Below are 18094 nucleotides of genomic sequence, written 5' to 3' on the forward strand. Positions count from 1 at the left end.
TGCAAGAAAATTAAGTACATTTGCAGAATGATTTTTCCTATACATTTGCTTGAGCAAAACGACAGAAAAACATAATTATTGCAGTATAATGAAAACCTTATCATTCCACACTAGGCAAGTGTACAATAGCGGTAGAGTGTTGTCAATTAGTTTGTGAGATAAAATACATATAGTAAAAATAGGCAATTTATTCACACGTAAGGAAGTGTATTTCGACAAATTTATGTGCGCATATACACTTCCCCATAACACTCTACCAATAGTATAAAGGATAATTGTTAGCAATTGCGTGACGGTTTTGTGAACGATGTTACCTATTACTGTAACATCATCTCGGTTACATAGCTGTCATAGCTTCCATCACTCAATTTCAGCGATACAACCACTTTAAATTTCCCTGAAATGGCTACTTCTTTTTCATCTAAAAATCCTTCATTCATTCCCACTACGGGATCATCAATTTTAAATAGTGTTTTCTTGTGAACAAGCGTGTCTGGATTATATAGCTCAACCGTAATGTGTTCTACTTCGTCAGTCACATACAAGCGATACATATACGTGTCATCAGAAAACGGTTTGAGCGAGAACTCAAGACCCATCGCTTTTTGATAATCACCTGTTTGATTTAAAAACAAATACGGCAACTGGTAGTCCGCCGACTCACTGTTTAATGTGAGATAGCCTTGATGGATACCTTTTGGTAATCGATTGGATGTAACGTCAAGGGCTACTTTTATTGTCTTTTTACTATTTGCTTCAACCTTAAATTCCTGCGGTAGATGCCACCTTAGCCCTTGTTGTTGGTTTGGTATATCAAAGTAATAGGTTTGCACATTATCTGTCGTATTTTCAACCGTCAATTCTACTGTTTTCTTTACTTTATGCTCGTCAATTTTTCCAAACGAAAGCAATGGCTCATGCAAAATGGTATTCGTTTGAATTGCTGCGCTTGGCTGTATCAATCCCATCCCTTGGACAATTGGAGCTAGGATTTCACCGTTTTCTCCGTACAAAGGCTGGGCGGTCGTTTTCAATGCATTCGTCAGCTGTTCTACTGTCCAGTCTGGATGTGCCTCTTTTACTAATGCTAGTGCTCCCGCAACATGTGGTGCTGCCATGCTCGTTCCTTGTAAAACAGCGAATCCGGACGGCACTGTGCTTAATATGTTGGCACCAGGAGCCACTACTTCTGGCTTAATGTCCCAGTTTACTGTAACAGGGCCACGTGAACTAAACGATGCGATTGTTTTCGGAATTTCCTTGTATTTCGTTTCTAAGTAGAGACCGTTATGCTGCATATGATTGATAATCCAATTACCTGCTTTTTTTGAAACAGAAGCAGTAGGAATTTGGATGGGATTCTCAGGGTTTGCGACGGAACCATTGAAACTTCCTTTCTCGTTGTTGTAAATAATCACCGCTTCTGCACCTTTTTCTTGAGCTTCTTTTGCATTTACGTAAAATGGTATGTCTTTCCCGCGTTGTACGATAGCAATTTTTCCACGGAGGTTATTTTCGGTAATCGATGCAATCGGGTAATCTCTTGTAAAGTCCCAAGAAGGTGCCCCAACCATCTCGTTAATCGGTATAGCCTTGTCTTCTAGCGATTCATATAAGTATGGAACTTTTTTAGGATAGGTTGACGCCCCTACTGACAATGCTTTTGACGCGGTGGCTGGCGATCCAACTGTCCATTTAGCCGGACCTGCATTTCCATTTGCAATTACCACTGCTACTCCTAGCTCAACAGCACGGTTAACTGCAACACTTGTCGGAAAGTCTGGACCGTTTACGGTATTACCGAGGGATAGATTGATAATATCAACCCCATCGTCAATTGCCTGTTCCATCGCAGCAATTACTTGAATCGATGTACCACTTCCACCGGGACCGAGCGCACGATACGCATATAGTTCGACGTCTGGAGCAACACCTTTGAATTCGCCGTCCGCGCCAATTATTCCCGAAACATGTGTGCCATGAAGTGTCGGAATCCCTTGTTTTTGTAGTGTTTCCATTGGGTTATCATCAAGATCAACCAGGTCATAACCATCAACATAATTCATGCCGAGTGCTGGATGGTCGTAATCGATACCTGTATCAATTACCCCAACCTTTACGTCGTCCCCGGTATATTTTGTATCGTTAAGGTCGTTTGGCGTAATAATTGACTCATCTGCTGGTAACGCATTTGGCTCGATAATCGATGTATCGGTTGCTTCGTACTTACGAACAGGGTGGATTGCTTTTACAAAATCAAGTGAACCCATTTCAGTTAGGTTCCGTGGCGATGACTTCAGTGCCAATCCATTGAAAAGTGTATCGAACGTTTCCACAACTTCAACGTATGGAAAATATGTATGAAAATACTCCTCTCGCTTTTCGGGGTCACCTTCAACCTCTATGATAATTGAAACTTGATCGTCTTCTAGCGCTTTGGTCTGGATAGGTTGTGTTGTTAAGATTAGTAGTACAATGATTGTTAGGTTGATGATTATTCGCATTGTCGTCGTCCCCTTTCTAAATTATAGTTTTAGAAGGATAAGGGGAAAACATACATGGAGTCTGAGGGATTTCACCTATTTAGTGACATACTACTGGGAGTGATAGCGCAGGTCAATGCCTTGGTAGCGGACACAGAATCCTCTATTTTTACTTTTCGGGCGTGTTTTATGGGTTAAGAGGACACAGGATGCCTTATTTAGATGAAACAGGATGAAATCAGTCTTTTTTTACTAAATAGGGTATCCTGTGTCCGCGAACATACATATTTTCATCAAATTTGCTTGAATAAGGTATCTGGTGTCCGCTAATTTCTTTTACTAGCAATAAAACTTGAATGATAACACTGAAGCAAATGCTTAAGGTCAACATTAACCATGCATTTTATTTTTTAGAAAAACTCGCCATTCGCCTCGTCCTTAATAGCGAATGGCGAAGTTTTTCTTATAAGGTCTACCATAACTTATACATTCTGACGTTATAAAAAAATAGCACACCACCCAAACGGTTGGCATGCTATTTCTATCTATATCTTTCTAGTCTTTGTTAAAATATTCTAGAATCGCGTCGGCAATACGTTCGGATGCTTTTCCATCTCCGTATGGATTCGAAGCTTTTGCCATTTTTTCATGTGCTTTGTCATCCGACAAAAGCTCGTTTGCCAGATTGAAAATTGTATCTTCGTCCGTACCGGCAAGCTTCAATGTTCCAGCGTCGATTCCTTCTGGACGTTCGGTTGTATTCCGAAGCACTAACACCGGCACACCAAGTGATGGCGCCTCTTCTTGAACGCCACCGGAGTCGGTCAAAATTAAATGGGCACGTGATGCGAAATTGTGAAAATCAACTACACCAAGTGGTTCAATTAATTTAATTCGATCATCGTCACCAAGAATTTTTGCCGCGGTCTCTTGAACAACTGGATTCAAATGCACCGGGTAAATAACTTGAACATCATCATGTGTTTCAACTAGTCGCTTGATTGCACGGAACATTTGCTCCATGTTGCTACCGAGGTTTTCGCGACGATGTGCAGTCATTAAAACGAGACGCTTGTCTCCGAGTTGATCAAGAATTGGACTTTCATATGATGCATCAACTGTTGTTTTCAGCGCATCAATTGCGGTATTCCCTGTTACATAAATTTTATCTTCTGCTTTGTTTTCGTTCAGCAAATTCTGCTTTGATTTTTCTGTAGGAGAAAAATGCAAATCTGCCATGACACCAGTCAATTGACGATTCATTTCCTCTGGATATGGAGAGTATTTATTCCACGTCCGAAGTCCCGCTTCCACATGCCCAACTGCAATTTGATTGTAGTAGGCTGCTAGTGAAGCCGCAAAAGTCGTTGTCGTGTCACCATGAACAAGCACGATATCTGGCTGTGTTTTTTTCATAACATCGTCAAGTCCTTCAAGCGCACGAGTCGTAATTTGTGCTAATGTTTGACGTTGTTTCATGATGTCTAAATCATAATCTGGTGTAATATCAAAAATTTCTAGAACCTGATCCAACATTTCACGGTGTTGTGCGGTAACCGTGACAATTGGCTCGAACTCACGCTCACGTTTTTTTAGTTCTAAAACAAGCGGTGCCATCTTGATTGCTTCCGGTCTTGTTCCAAAAATTGTCATAACCTTTATAGGTCTGCTCATTTGATTTGTCACTCCAATTATTTAGTACCGTACAAGCGGTCTCCAGCATCACCAAGCCCAGGGATGATATATGCATGCTCGTCCAATTTTTCATCAAGTGCAGCAATGTAAATATCAACATCTGGATGTTCTTCTTTCAATTTTTCTACGCCTTCTGGTGCAGCAATTAGACACATGAAGCGAATTTGCTTCGCGCCACGTTTTTTCAAGGCGTGAATAGCATCACAAGCTGATCCACCAGTTGCAAGCATTGGATCAATTACAATTAATTCACGTTCTTCAATATCTGAAGGAAGTTTTACATAATATTCAACTGGCTGTAGTGTTTCCGGATCGCGGTATAAACCTACATGGCCAACTCGTGCAGCTGGAATTAACTTCAGCATTCCGTCAAGCATCCCAAGACCTGCGCGCAGGATTGGAATTAAGCCAATTTTTTTACCTGCAAGAACCTTTGTGTTTGCTTCCATCACAGGCGTCTCGATTGTTTTATCTAATAATGGCAGATCGCGCGTAATTTCAAACGCCATTAACATTGCTACTTCATCAACTAGTTCTCTAAACTCTTTTGTTCCCGTATTTTTATCTCGTATGTACGTTAATTTGTGTTGAATTAACGGATGATCTAGTACAAGTACTTTTCCCATTTCGCTGATCACTCCTTCAAATTTCTTGCATCTTTAAAATTGTACTGAAAAAACGACAGGGATTCAAGTAAATGCCAAAAAATGCGAAGAGCCAGTTTACGAATTTTACGCATCCAAGGAAAAGCGTTGGTCCGTGGCGGACACAGGGTTCGCTATTTGGTCAATATCACCTGTTTTTTGGAGTTTAGCGGACACAGGATTCGTTATTTGCCATCTGAAGGTGATTTCTGTATGATTTTCGTTCAATAAGGTACCTGGTGTCCGATAACTAGCTAAATATCGTTTTTTTTACAAAATAACGAATCTTGAGTCCGATAAGTTTCTCCGAAAATAAAATTCGGTGCTCTCGTCCTATCTTGTATACTACTCGACAATCTCTGTCTTATCATGGATTTCCTCTAACTGATCACAAAAAAGCGTCCCCTTAGGAGACGCTTCATCATTATGCATATAAAGGATACTTGTTTGTTAGTGCGTAAACACGTTCTTCAGCTTCTTTTAGCTTCGCTTCGTCTTCGTGATTTTTCAACGTGAATGAAATAATTGATGCAATTTCTTCCATTTCATTTTTTCCAAATCCACGTGTTGTTACTGCTGCAGTTCCGATACGAACTCCGCTTGTTACAAATGGGCTTTCCACATCAAACGGAATGGTATTTTTATTCGTTGTAATTCCGATATCGTCGAGCACTTTTTCTGCAACTTTACCGGTAAGGCCAAGTGTTTTCACGTCAAGTAGTAATAGATGATTATCTGTACCACCTGATACGATACGAACGCCTTCTTTCGTTAATGCTTCCCCTAATGTTTTTGCATTTTCAATGATTTGTTTCGTGTATTCTTTAAAGTCATCGGAAAGTGCTTCTTTGAATGACGTTGCTTTAGCCGCGATTACGTGCATCAATGGGCCACCTTGCATCCCAGGGAACACCGATTTATCAATCTTTTTCGCGAATTCTTCTTTACAAAGAATCATTCCGCCACGTGGTCCACGCAATGTTTTGTGTGTAGTTGTTGTAACAAAGTCAGCGTACTCTACTGGGTTTTGATGTAAGCCAGTAGCAACAAGTCCGGCGATGTGTGCCATATCCACCATTAAATAAGCTCCAACTTCATCCGCAATTTCACGGAATTTGGCAAAATCAATGTGACGAGAATATGCGCTTGCTCCCGCTACGATTAGCTTCGGTTTTACTTCTTGAGCTTTTTTCAACACGACATCATAGTCAAGCTGTTCGGTATCTTTTTCCACACCATAATCAACAAAATTATATAATGTTCCACTAAAGTTAACTGGGCTACCATGTGTTAAGTGTCCGCCATGATTTAAGTTCATGCCTAATACTGTATCGCCCGGTTCAAGCACAGTGAAATATACAGCCATATTTGCTTGTGCACCAGAGTGTGGTTGAACGTTTGCGTGCTCTGCACCGAATAATTGCTTCGCGCGATCACGTGCTAGATTTTCAACTACATCGACATGCTCACAGCCGCCATAGTAACGCTTTCCTGGATAGCCTTCTGCGTATTTATTCGTCAACACCGATCCCATTGCTTCCATAACCGCTTCTGAGACAAAGTTTTCTGAGGCGATTAGTTCAATTTTGTCATGCTGGCGTTTTTTTTCGTTCTGAATTGCTTCGTATAATTCTGTATCGTTTTGTTTTACGTGTTCCATTTATGTATTCCTCCTAAAACTTGGCTTGTCGCCAAACGAATGGCGACAGCCTGCATTGTTTTTTACGTACATCTTTTATTATCTATTTTATCTGCATAAACTGCTCGTTCTCCGCCAACTAGTTTTGGACGTGTTTTCGCGCCAGTTACACGGGCATGTCCGATCATTTTTTGCGAAAAACGAAGCGGAATTGCGACGTGCTTCAGGTGCATGCCAATCATCGTATCACCAATATCTATACCAGCGTGTGCTTGAATCGATTCTACAACGACAGGATTGTTCATTTGTTTAAATGCATACGTAGCCATCGATCCACCTGCCCGTGGTGCTGGAATAACTGACACCTCTTCATGGATTCGTGGATCAAAGGCTTGTCGTTCGATTACAAGTGCCCGATTTAAGTGCTCGCAGCACTGAAAAACGAGGTTCACCCCTGTTGATTTTTGTAAATCTTTTAGGCTTGAAAAAATAGTTGCAGCAACATCCTCGCTTCCAGATGTACCAATATGCTCACCTATGACTTCACTAGTTGAGCAACCGATTACAAAAAAATCATTAGGAAGCAAATCACCACGGGATATCCACTCGTTGACGATTGCATCCATGTTGTTTTTCACCTGTGTTTGTAGATCAGTCATTTGCAATCACCTGTTCCTTGAATAATGGCTGTTACTTCTCTTCGTATGCGGAAACTTTTCCAATACGATTAGCGTGACGGCCACCGTCAAATTCAGTTTCAAGCCAAATTCTCGCAATTTCACGTGCTGGACCTGGGCCAATGACACGCTCTCCCATTGCAATTACATTTGAGTCATTGTGTTGACGCGTTAATTTAGCACTATACACATCATGTACGAGCGCGCAACGAATGCCTTTTACTTTATTTGCTGCAATCGACATACCGATTCCAGTTCCACATATAAAGATTCCGCGATCAAATTCTCCATTTGCTACCCGTTCTGCAGCGGGTAATGCGTAATCCGGATAGTCAACAGAACTCTTACAATCACAGCCTGTATCTTCATACTCTATACCTAATTCGTTGAGAAGATCAATTACTTCATTTCGAATGATCATTCCTGCATGATCTGCTGTTAAAATTACCTTCATGATTGCACACTCCTTTTCTACTGATCCTATATTTCTATTATGCATCATTTTCGTTTATTTTTCGATTTTTTTAACTAGCTGATCAATAAACGTGTCTAATTCTTTTAATGTCGCTTGGTAAACAGATAAATCGCCACCAAATGGATCCGAAATATCATAATTAATTAAGCTTGATTCCAGTCGTTGGATTTTTTGTAAATCCTCACGAAGGTGTTCCATCAGGTTTCGTTCCAATGTCATTTGATCAATTTTGTGCTGATTAGCTTGAATGTATCTAGCACGTTTTTCTTGGTAATCGGCATATGCCGATTTTAATTCTTGCCATTGTTTTTTGTCTGTTTCAGATACGTATTCTTTTAATGTATAATATTTTTCTTGAAAGTTTGGATGCTCTAAAATAAGCGATTGCTTGTGCTGCGTAGTCATCGTTAGCACTAAATCAGCCCAATTTAATAGCTTTTCCGTTACGGGCTGTGATGCATGATCTAACGTAATCCCTTCTAGCTTCATCGCTTCAATTGCCGTTTGATTTGCCCGCTGATTTTTTCCAGCAAAAATTCCCGCAGACTGTACAGTAGAATGCGGTAATTTATGAACGATTAAGGCTTCTGCCATTGGACTACGACACGTATTTCCAGTACAAATAAACAAAATGTTCATTGAACAAAACCTCCATCACATAGCTCACCTCAAACTATATCATAGAAGGAACGTTCATGTAAGAAAAATTGAATGTTAAGAACAACTTCTACTGCTGATCACCTATTGGAAAAGTAATAAAAGACCGAACACACATAAAATACTTCCACCTAGCATTTCGCTGTAAACCCCAAGGAAACCATGGACTTTTTTTCCGACAATCATCCCAATCCAAGTGAGTACCATGCTAGCACCACCAAATAATAATAGCGCTATAAACGTCTTAACACCAGACATCCCAAGACTTAGTCCAACAGAGAAGCTGTCAAGGCTCACACTTAATGCGAATAGAATAAGTCCAATTCCGGTTGGTTGAATGATTTTCCGTGCCTCATGATTAAATGCTGAGAAAAACATTTGTGCACCAATAACAAACAATAAAAGACTTCCGATAACGACAGTTACATCGCCAACCTGTCCTGAAATTGCCTTTCCTAGCACAATTCCAATAAATGGCATAATCATATGGAAAATACCAATTACAACTCCTATGTACGCGATACGTTTTAAACGAATCAATTGCATTCCCATGCCTAAACTAACGGAGAATGCATCCATCCCTAACGCAAATGCCATAAATACCAATGAAACTAATTCGCTAACGTGCTCCTGAACCATTTGACAATCCCCCCAAGACTCACTCCTAAAATGTATGCTCGTCCATGGTGAGATATGATTGCTTGTACATGTTGGGAGCTTTAAAAGCGAATTTTTTGAGGAATTAGGCACCGATTCCTGTTAGGTTTGATCTACTTTTCTACCATCAATTGAGCCTTTATTCTCAATCTCAAAAAATGATGATCCAAGTCGGTGATCCGTTACGTAAGCTTAGTGAAAGATAATAATATAAAGGAGGAATTTTTCATGATTAAGAAAGTCACTACAACAGGATTAGCCTTAACATTAGGGCTAGGGATCGCAACAGCTGGTACAGTATCAGCAGAGGAAACAGTCGATGCTAATGCAGATGTCAATACTAGTATAGAAAGTGAAGGAGATTCCTCAAGCTTTGACTTTGGCTCAGCATTAGGTTTGGATGTAAATTTAGATGATGTATTGGACTTTGACGAAGAAGGGACAAGCAATACTGGTGTAGAAGTTGGTACAGGCATTGAAGGATCTGTGGATAGTGAAGATGAAGCGGATTCTACTAGCGCCAATCTAGGTGCAGGACTTGGCCTTGATGTAAACCTTGATAATATCCTTGAATCTGATGATGAAGAGGAATCAGATGAAGGTATCTTAAGTGACATTCTTTAAAATTAAAAATTAGTTAGGAGAAGGCGTGATTTGCCTTCTCCTTATTTTATTTATTGAAACTATACAGTTTTCATGGCAGCCTTTTTCAATCGATTCATGATAGCTTGACCAATGTCCTTTTCTGGAAATGCCTCACAAATGATCAAATCGACATCAGCTTGCTTAAACCTGCGCAATGCCTTGTAGAGATTAATCGCAATCTCCATCAGGTTATCTCGTGACCCGAGACGAATAACTTGATCTGCTTGTAATTGGTCCGCCGTTTCATTACTTGCCATCAAGCCAACTTTTTTACCGTTTTTTTGTTCCTCTGAGATGATCTGTTTTACTTTATCCACAGCTCCATCAACTAACCATAACGGTGCTTCAGGTGCGTAGTGTGTATATTTCATTCCTGGCGCTTTTGGTTTTTCCTCTGTTCCTGCTAATACAGGATCTACAATTACCGTTCCAATAACTGCTTCAATCTGTTCTTTTGTAATGCCACCCGGACGAAGGATGATCGGAATTTTGCCGGTACAATCAAGTACGGTAGATTCCAAACCAACCCCAGTTGGACCACCATCAATTAAACCGTTAATTTTTTCGTTTAAATCTGTCCACACATGATCGGCCGTAGTAGGACTAGGTTTGCCAGAAATATTCGCACTTGGTGCTGCAACTGGAATGTTCGCTTCCCTTAACAATTGCAATGCTACTGGGTGATCAGGGATCCTTACACCGATTGTAGATAATCCAGCTGTTACATTTTTCGCACACGTTTCATTGCTAGGTAGCACGTACGTTATAGGACCTGGGGAAAATCTATCAATCAGTTTTTCCGCTGTTTCGTTTAGGTTATCCACAAGTTCGATTAGTTGCTTTTTTGAAGCAACATGCGCAATTAATGGATTGTCAGCTGGTCGTCCTTTAGCAACAAAAATTTGTTCAACCGCTTCCTCACTTGTGGCGTCTGCGCCTAACCCATAAACCGTTTCAGTAGGAAAAGCAACAGTCATTCCGCTTTTAAGGAACTCTGCTGCTACTTGTATTTCTTTATTGTTAATCGCTTCATTATCGTGTAAATTCCATCGTACAGTATGAACCATCGTCGCTCCCTCATTTCTACCCTCATTTTAGACGATGATTCTATATTTCGCAAAAGCAAGGACTTTCACACACATTTTGTGGACAAAATGTGCATAACATTTAATTTATCCCCAGATTACCCACCTGTTATTAACAACTTTATGTGTATATCTATCGTTATCCACTAGGAAACGTCGTATGCCCACCAATTTCCCGTATCATGAACAGGTATATTTACTGTGCTAGAATTTTTTTCTGGACGAAATTGTAACGATTCTAATAAAATATCCACTAATGGCTGTTGACTGTGCACATAAACGCATGTTGCTTGATTTTCTTTTGCAATAGCTAGAATGGACTCGATAATTACGGGCAATCCTTGTGCAGCGCGCTTTGTTACGTGTAATTTTTTTAGCCAATGTACACCATTGTCCATCTCATCGACAACAAAACACCCTTCAATTTGTTCATCAATCTGTACAACGTATCCTTTTTCCACAAGCAACGACTTATCCACATCTAAGTTATTTGCTAAAAATTGATCCAATCTCGCATGCGACACATCTTTTGCTAGAATTAGTTCCATCATTTTCACCTCTCCATTAAATCTATTAAAACTAGCTTATGCGCGAGGTAGTTGCATTATGACAGGCCTAACCATTCGAATAAGAAAAACTTTTTTTCGACCTCTTCTTCCTTTTCTACTGTCGGTTCTTTTTCACTAGCTTTGACACTAGCAACCGATGTTCCGTTTGCAAAATCTAAGAAGCATAGTGGTGGAAATAGAACACACCACCAATTCGCACCCTCTCCATCACCTAACGTAATTAACACTGCTTCATATTCACCTGCTGGATAAATATAAGAACCATATAGCTTGGTCGGAAATGTAACGTTCTTTCCGTATTTCGCCTCGAACACTTGTGGTACTCCTTCTTTTTCTAATGTATCTGCGATGATTGACTTTATTTTTGGAAGTTTTGCTTGAATAAGCTTTCTCGCTTCATCAATATCTGTAATATCTTTTACCCATCTAGATATATTTGCGTTCACCGCATCTCGCACTGCTCGTTTTACTTCTTGATCACGATCACTATTGCTATTTGCTAGAATTCGTAATCGAATAGCTTCATCAGGTATTACTTGATACCCCATTTTATCGTCACTAGATTTACTCGCACCTTGTAGAGGCATTGATAAGAATATAATAAAAAATATAATTGCAATAAATAAAACTTTCTTCATCACTATTTCCTCCCTAACTGTTTGTTTGATAACAGTATGGGCAGGCTAGAAAAATTTTAAACTAGTAAACTAGTAAAAATTTTAAATTCTCACGTGAGTAGCTCTGAATCGCGCAGTTGTGGTCCGATTTCGCGCAATCTCCATGCGAAATCGCGCACCAACGTTGGCAGTACGCGATTTCACACGGGGGTTGCGTGATTTGGTTTAATTAATGCGCGAAAAAGTATCTTTCGCGCGATTTTTGGTGTGGTAGTATTCATTTAACATTGTAGTCTTGCAGAAACAATTCGATCGTGACCGTTTATATCTTTTATAACGGAGACCTCCACGTTTGGGTAGTAATTTTTAAATAACTGCGAAACTGCTTCGCCCTGATCAAAACCAATTTCAAAAAACACCTGTTTTACACTTTCAGGTATGCTGTGGATAATTTTTTTATACGCAGCAAGTCCGTTATCCTCGGCAAAGAGTGCCAGATGTGGGTCAAAGTTTTTTACCGTATCAGATAGAGTCGGTTCATCGGTTCGAGCAATGTACGGTGGATTAGAGACGATGATGTCTGGTTGAATCGCTTGATCGATTACTGGTTGTAAAAAATCACCCTGTAGAAACGTCACATTGGCTAGTAGTTTATCAGCGTTGTATCTCGCCACCGCAAGCGCATCTGTCGAAATATCGGTAGCATATACGGTTGCATTGGATAATTCTAATGCCAACGTTATCGCGATAATCCCGCTACCTGTTCCGATATCCACAATTGTCAGAGGTTTTCCTGATGTATTTTCCAGCACATACTCAATTAGTTCTTCCGTTTCTGGCCGAGGAATTAACACATCCTTACTCACCTTAAACGTTCGACCATAAAAGGCTTCTACACCTGTGATATGTTGAATAGGAATTCCTGTCTCCGCATGCAGCATAACAGCCTGTTTAAACTTATCCACAATGGTTGCAGGAACCGCTTCGCGCATGTTGGCAAAAAATGCGGAACGTGAGGTTTGTAAAAAGTGCTGAAGCAGAATTTCTGCGACATGCGGTTCTCTATTATGTTTTTCTAAAAAAAGAGAAGCCCATTGAAGGACTTCGTATTGTTTTTCCATGTTATTCACCGATTTGCTCTAGTTTTTTCGTTTGTTCTTCCATTTGTAACGCATCAACAAACTCGTCTAATTTTCCAGTTAAAATTTGATCCAGCTTCTGAATCGTTAAATTAATACGGTGATCAGTTACACGGTTTTGTGGAAAATTGTATGTGCGAATGCGCTCTGAACGATCACCAGTACCAACTGCTGATTTACGTGTTTCATCGTATTCAGCTTGTGCTTCTCGTTGGAATTTATCATAGATCCGTGCACGCAAAACTTTCATCGCTTTTTCCTTATTTTTAATCTGTGATTTTTCATCTTGACAGGATACAACAACACCTGTCGGCTCATGTGTTAGACGAACTGCAGACATGGTTGTATTAACACTTTGTCCACCTGGTCCACTTGAGGCAAACGTATCAACACGAATGTCATTGTCGTTGATCTCCACTTCCACTTCTTCCGTTTCCGGTAAAACTGCGACAGTAGCAGTTGAAGTATGAATCCGTCCACCAGATTCTGTCTCTGGAACACGTTGTACGCGGTGTGCACCATTCTCATATTTCAACGTGGAATATGCACCACTACCATTAATCATGAAAATAATCTCTTTGTACCCGCCAACACCTGTTGAGCTCGCCTCAATAACTTCTGTCTTCCAGCCCTGCACTTCCGCATATCGGCTGTACATGCGATACAGATCTCCAGCAAATAGCGCCGCTTCATCACCACCAGCTGCTCCGCGAATTTCCATAATAACGTTCTTATCGTCGTTTGGATCCTTCGGTAATAGAAGAATTTTCATCTTTTCTTCCAATTCTTCCTGCTTCTCAGACAGCTCGGAGATTTCAAGCTTAACCATTTCGTGCATTTCATCGTCAAGCTTATCCTCAAGCATAACTTTCGCATCGTCTAATTGTTCACGAACCTCTTTATATTCACGATAAACCTGAACTACATCCTCAAGCCCAGCCTGCTCTTTTGAATACTCACGTAATTTATTTGTGTCATTAATTACTTCTGGGTCACTTAACAATTCATTTAATTTATCATATCGATCTTCTAATGATTGTAAACGTTCTAACAATCTGGCCACCTCTTTCTCATTAACAGTATGATACTCCCCATGGATAAATCTAGGGGTTTCAGTGGAATACAGTTAGTTTCCTGCATTGTCCGACTGAGGGGCGACCACAAGCCCCCTTACACATCAGGCAATATAGCCTTCAGCTTTGCTTATTGGATTCGCACTCGCTTTGGTGACAGAAGAAATTCTTTCCGTCTTAATTTGCCAGATTTAATGATTCATCGTTTGGGCAATTGGATTTCCTTTTCTCGAAATAGCCCGTTTTATCACATTCATCGACCGAAGATGGTGGATGATCAGCCATGACTTATTTCTGATTATCATTCGATGTCCGTTTCGCTCGGCAGTGACCACCTGTCGATAGTAAAAATTCGTCGTGTTGTACATATTTTTCGCATGACAGAACAACGCATCGAAATAGGCAAAAAGTTCATGTTGTTCATGGATTTCGGTCTTATAGGCACTATACATGGTTTCGCCTCACATTCGAACACTCGTTCTCATGTTATGTTAATAGTATACCTCATACAAAAATCAAAAGCTAGTTTAAACGAATACCATACATGAATACTAGGGTTTTAAGCCACTTTTAAATAATTATAGTATACGAACGGTTGGAGGTCAAAGTGTTGGTGAAGATAGATATGAAGTTATTGGTGGGGATTCGGTATTTTTATTGGTAGTTCAATATTTATTGTGCTTCAGGAAATTTTTGATACGTACTCCGGCTATTCTTTGCTCATGTTCGGTATTATTGTTTGAGTCAGTTATTTTCTGGCATGCGTTAGTTTATACCATGCTTAGTCTGATGATTTTTCTTTTCTAACCAGTCCAGCTTCTATCCAAAATAAACGATCCCGAGCCACGCCCAGCTCGGGACTATACATCATATCTTTTCTTCAATTGGAAAAACAGTACCTTTTTCATCCTTATAAACGATATGTTCCGCCTTAATCTTGGTCGGGGAATCTACCCCAGTTGCTGCGGCTACGCGGAACAACCCTTTTCGCATCGTTATGACGTAGTTCGCTACCCGCCATTTTTTTTCTTCAATGACAAGTGCTCTCTGTAGCTCTGGGTCAGTCGTTGCAACTCCGACTGGACAAACATTGGATTCACATTTTAATGTTTGGATACAACCTACTGTTATCATGAAAGCACGTGCGATATTGACCAAATCTGCTCCCATTCCGAGAGCGATTGCAACTCTGTCTGGTGAAAATAATTTTCCCGAAGCGATTAGTTTGACACGATCACGCACACCGTATTTTATCAATGCGCGATGTACCAATGGTAAAGCAGATTTAATCGGCAGGCCGACGGTGTCCGTCAGTTCTTGATACGATGCACCGGTTCCACCTTCACCACCGTCAACAGTAATAAAGTCAGGACTTTGATCTAAATCGCGTATGTGTTTAGCCAATTCTTCCGCTTCGTGAATGCTACCAATAACAATTTTCATTCCTACTGGTTTACCTGTATGTTCACGAATTTTATTAATGAAGGCGAATAAGGACGGTATGTCGGCAAAATCCTTGAATCTGTTTGGACTATCAATTGCTTTAAACGGTTCTACTTTCCGGATTCTGGCAATTTCTTCGGTAACTTTTTCTGCATCGATATGACCTCCACGCGTTTTAGCACCTTGGGCTAACTTTACTTCGAATGCTTTAACTTCTGGAATTTTGCTTTTGGCTAACAATTCATCCCAGTCAATATTCCCTTCTGGATCGCGCACACCGAATAACCCTGGACCAATCTGCATCATAATGTCGACACCACCTTTTAAGTGGTATTCAGATAATCCACCTTCACCCGTGTTCATCCACGTGCCTTTCGCAATGCCGAGACCTTCAGAGAGTGCTGTAATTGCTCGATCTCCTAACGATCCATAACTCATTGCAGACATTCCAATATGTCCTCTCACCTTAAATGGATATTTCGTATTCGGACCAATGACAATCGCATCTTCTTCTGATAATAAATATGCACCTGATTCATGTTTTTCAATCTTTTCTTTTCGTGCCGTAAATAGGGGATCTTTTATTAACAAGTAACGATCTGTTGTTACCGTTGTTCGTAGATCCATTTTAAGTTCCTCTGTTAGTTTGGGAAACATAGAATTTCGTATATAGTAACCAGGCTCCTCGAAATCTCGTTGTGAACCGAATCCTATTACATCACGCTTATATTTTGCCTTTTTAACAATATGCTGGAAGTCCCTTCTTGATAATGGTTTACCCTCATTATCATTGTTGAAAAAATATTGGCGAAGCTCTGGGCCAATTTTTTCAAAAAAGTAACGAGCTCTACCTACCACAGGATAATTTCGAAGCACTGGATGCTGATCTTGTGTCCGGTCTATAAAGAACAAGTAGCAAGCTATGATAACTACTACAATTACAATTACTGCGACTACTACAAAGCCAATTATCGTCATGATGTCAGCTATATTCATTCTTTCATCCTACCTTCCATAATCGATTGTCAGATAAGGTTAGGATGTTACATTGAACGAAATCTATACAAAAAAAGAGTGCACACGGCACTCTTTACTTCACTATGTTTGCTAACGTTTTTAAAATCGGATTACTGGGTTTATTTGGAACTTCATGATGATGACGGCATCTTGGCTCATAGGATTCGGATGCTCCGACCATGATAATGGGATCGTCATACAATGCTGGTTTTCCATTAATTAAACGCTGTGTCCGACTTGCTGGCGATCCGCAAACTGGACATATCGCATTTAGTTTAGTCACTGATTCGCTTAATGCCATTAGTTTTGGCATCGGCCCAAACGGTTCTCCGCGAAAATCGGTATCAAGACCTGCAATAATTACACGGATACCTTTATTAGCAAGCTCGTCCGCAACATCAACAATGCTTTCGTCAAAAAATTGAACCTCGTCAATGCCTATCACATCGACATCCGCATCCATGTTATCCAAAATTTCCTGCGAGTTGCTCACAGGTCTTGCAATTGTTGAGGTGCCATTATGTGAAACAACAGAATCCTCGGAATAACGGTTATCTATCGCTGGTTTAAAAACTCGTACAGATAAATTTCCATAAGTAGCGCGGCGAACCCGACGGATTAATTCCTCAGATTTACCAGAAAACATACTACCGCAAATTACTTCTACCCAACCACTTTGCTTCATTACATACATGAGCAGAGCTCCTTTCACTGACAGTTCACATTATCTTTATTTTATCATTAATTGTTGAATTATGTAGTGGTAATTATAGCTTATTTTTGGTTACTCAGATGATTGCATACTTATCGGACTCAGAATCCCTTATTTTAATAAATTGACTTGTTTTTGCAATTTATCGGACACCAGATCCCTTATTCAGCAAAAATCGTTGCAAAACACCCTATAAAGAGCAAAATAGCGGATCCTGTGTCCGCTTACCTCAACTATTTCACCTTTTTGGACCTAATAGCGGCTTCTGTGTCCGCTTAATAGGATACGAGTAACATTATGAAGGTGAAAAAGTAAAAAACAGGCAAAATATAGACACTTTGCCTGTTCTTCCTATTATTCTCTAGTGAAGGCTTCTAACCAGTCGCCTTCGCTTTTTATTAATCCAGCTGCACGGTCTAGCGACTCGAGACATAACAATAGACACTCCGAGCACAAAAGTTCGTGTGCTCTACGGTCTCTTGTCTATGCTTTTCGTCGCTGAGCAGGCCCGTTCCGCTTTTTATTTCATATTATATTTCTTCTTGAATCGGTCTACGCGGCCACCGACTTTGTCAGCTTTTTGTTTACCTGTGTAGAATGGGTGTGAATCTGAGCTGATTTCTACACGGATTAACGGATACGAGTTACCGTCTTCCCACTCAATTGTTTCCTCTGAGCTTTGAGTTGATCCGCTTAGAAACTTAAAGTCTGAGCTTGTATCAAGAAATACTACTTTTCTGTACTCCGGATGAATATCCTTTTTCATGTCATTACACTCCTTTTTGCCCTGAGTCCTTTAGAAACAGAGTTATTGTAAGAGCCATCATAGGTTTTTACCTTATCGAAACTCACATAAAAAGATTATAC

The 18094-nt window shown here is 40.2% G+C and carries 18 protein-coding genes; 1 reads left to right on the forward strand and 17 read right to left on the reverse strand.

The annotated features are described in order from the left end of the window. Positions 1 to 317: 317 nt before the first annotated feature. From ACY9Z2_RS01360 to ACY9Z2_RS01395, 8 genes are all read right to left on the reverse strand, one after another. Entirely contained in the window at positions 318 to 2504 is a 2187-nt protein-coding gene (locus tag ACY9Z2_RS01360) for a S8 family serine peptidase (RefSeq protein WP_463607799.1), read from the reverse strand. A 534-nt stretch (positions 2505 to 3038) separates the two neighbouring features. Next, entirely contained in the window at positions 3039 to 4157 is a 1119-nt protein-coding gene (gene wecB, locus ACY9Z2_RS01365) for a non-hydrolyzing UDP-N-acetylglucosamine 2-epimerase (RefSeq protein ID WP_463607800.1), read from the reverse strand. Between the two features lie 17 nt (positions 4158 to 4174). Further along, positions 4175 to 4804 (reverse strand): uracil phosphoribosyltransferase, encoded by a 630-nt coding sequence (upp, locus tag ACY9Z2_RS01370; protein ID WP_463607801.1) that lies wholly within the window; start codon positions 4802 to 4804, stop codon positions 4175 to 4177. A 442-nt stretch (positions 4805 to 5246) separates the two neighbouring features. Next, a complete protein-coding gene (gene glyA, locus ACY9Z2_RS01375; protein WP_463607802.1) occupies positions 5247 to 6482 on the reverse strand; it encodes a serine hydroxymethyltransferase in 1236 nt (411 codons plus the stop codon). Between the two features lie 62 nt (positions 6483 to 6544). After that, a complete protein-coding gene (locus tag ACY9Z2_RS01380) occupies positions 6545 to 7120 on the reverse strand; it encodes a TIGR01440 family protein (RefSeq protein ID WP_463607803.1) in 576 nt (191 codons plus the stop codon). 31 nt (positions 7121 to 7151) lie between these two features. Next, on the reverse strand, positions 7152 to 7592 hold the full coding sequence (gene rpiB / locus ACY9Z2_RS01385) for a ribose 5-phosphate isomerase B (RefSeq protein WP_463607804.1): 441 nt from the start codon (positions 7590 to 7592) through the stop codon (positions 7152 to 7154). 54 nt (positions 7593 to 7646) lie between these two features. Then, on the reverse strand, positions 7647 to 8252 hold the full coding sequence (locus ACY9Z2_RS01390; RefSeq protein WP_463607805.1) for a low molecular weight protein arginine phosphatase: 606 nt from the start codon (positions 8250 to 8252) through the stop codon (positions 7647 to 7649). A 102-nt stretch (positions 8253 to 8354) separates the two neighbouring features. Beyond that, on the reverse strand, positions 8355 to 8909 hold the full coding sequence (locus ACY9Z2_RS01395; RefSeq protein ID WP_463607806.1) for a manganese efflux pump MntP: 555 nt from the start codon (positions 8907 to 8909) through the stop codon (positions 8355 to 8357). 246 nt (positions 8910 to 9155) lie between these two features. On the opposite strand from ACY9Z2_RS01395, the gene ACY9Z2_RS01400 reads away from it, so the two are divergent. Beyond that, positions 9156 to 9551, forward strand: a complete 396-nt coding sequence (locus ACY9Z2_RS01400) for a hypothetical protein (protein WP_463607807.1) — start codon at positions 9156 to 9158, stop codon at positions 9549 to 9551. A gap of 59 nt (positions 9552 to 9610) precedes the next feature. On the opposite strand, the gene ACY9Z2_RS01405 is transcribed toward ACY9Z2_RS01400, so the two are convergent. The 9 genes from ACY9Z2_RS01405 to ACY9Z2_RS01445 form a co-directional block, all read right to left on the reverse strand. Then, positions 9611 to 10639 carry an L-threonylcarbamoyladenylate synthase gene (locus ACY9Z2_RS01405; protein ID WP_463607808.1) on the reverse strand — a complete coding sequence of 343 codons (1029 nt, stop codon included), beginning with the start codon at positions 10637 to 10639 and terminating at the stop codon, positions 9611 to 9613. Between the two features lie 164 nt (positions 10640 to 10803). Continuing rightward, the gene (locus ACY9Z2_RS01410; protein ID WP_463607809.1) at positions 10804 to 11208 is read right to left on the reverse strand and encodes a GNAT family N-acetyltransferase; all 405 of its coding nucleotides are present in this window, start codon (positions 11206 to 11208) and stop codon (positions 10804 to 10806) included. 53 nt (positions 11209 to 11261) lie between these two features. Further along, the gene (spoIIR, locus tag ACY9Z2_RS01415; RefSeq protein ID WP_463607810.1) at positions 11262 to 11864 is read right to left on the reverse strand and encodes a stage II sporulation protein R; all 603 of its coding nucleotides are present in this window, start codon (positions 11862 to 11864) and stop codon (positions 11262 to 11264) included. A gap of 260 nt (positions 11865 to 12124) precedes the next feature. Next, positions 12125 to 12964 carry a peptide chain release factor N(5)-glutamine methyltransferase gene (gene prmC, locus ACY9Z2_RS01420; protein WP_463607811.1) on the reverse strand — a complete coding sequence of 280 codons (840 nt, stop codon included), beginning with the start codon at positions 12962 to 12964 and terminating at the stop codon, positions 12125 to 12127. 1 nt (position 12965) lies between these two features. Then, complete coding sequence (prfA, locus tag ACY9Z2_RS01425) at positions 12966 to 14036, reverse strand: peptide chain release factor 1 (RefSeq protein ID WP_463607812.1); 1071 nt, start codon at positions 14034 to 14036, stop codon at positions 12966 to 12968. A 210-nt stretch (positions 14037 to 14246) separates the two neighbouring features. Next, positions 14247 to 14507, reverse strand: a complete 261-nt coding sequence (locus ACY9Z2_RS01430; RefSeq protein WP_463607813.1) for a hypothetical protein — start codon at positions 14505 to 14507, stop codon at positions 14247 to 14249. Positions 14508 to 14922: 415 nt separating this feature from the next. After that, entirely contained in the window at positions 14923 to 16494 is a 1572-nt protein-coding gene (locus ACY9Z2_RS01435; protein ID WP_463607814.1) for an FMN-binding glutamate synthase family protein, read from the reverse strand. 94 nt (positions 16495 to 16588) lie between these two features. Next, on the reverse strand, positions 16589 to 17209 hold the full coding sequence (locus ACY9Z2_RS01440; protein ID WP_463607815.1) for a thymidine kinase: 621 nt from the start codon (positions 17207 to 17209) through the stop codon (positions 16589 to 16591). A gap of 538 nt (positions 17210 to 17747) precedes the next feature. Next, positions 17748 to 17993 carry a type B 50S ribosomal protein L31 gene (locus ACY9Z2_RS01445; RefSeq protein ID WP_463607816.1) on the reverse strand — a complete coding sequence of 82 codons (246 nt, stop codon included), beginning with the start codon at positions 17991 to 17993 and terminating at the stop codon, positions 17748 to 17750. Between the last annotated feature and the right edge of the window lie 101 nt (positions 17994 to 18094).

Source organism: Virgibacillus sp. GM2-2 (assembly GCF_055329585.1).